Below are 230 nucleotides of genomic sequence, written 5' to 3' on the forward strand. Positions count from 1 at the left end.
ATTTATTGTGAAGCGTCATAGAAATTTGCTATTTCCATTGGTCTCATTCTGTTTGGTGGTTCTAGTGGCTTTGTTTATTAATATATTTGGTAATTTATTGATGGCATTGGTTTTTGACAGCTCAGCCGTACGGACATAAATTTGAGTTTGTTTGAGGTCTTTATGACCTAACAACGAAGAAACGGTATTGATTCCAACTTCTTCAAAAACCAATGAGGTTGCAAAGGTGT

Annotated in this window: 1 pseudogene; it reads right to left on the bottom strand. The window is 35.2% G+C overall.

The features are described from left to right. Nucleotides 1-15 precede the first annotated feature (15 nt). A pseudogene (locus SB752_RS33385) lies at nucleotides 16-230 on the bottom strand (hypothetical protein); the annotation flags it as partial.

The sequence above is a fragment of the Brevibacillus sp. SIMBA_040 genome, assembly GCF_046535075.1.
Lineage (GTDB): Bacteria > Bacillota > Bacilli > Brevibacillales > Brevibacillaceae > Brevibacillus.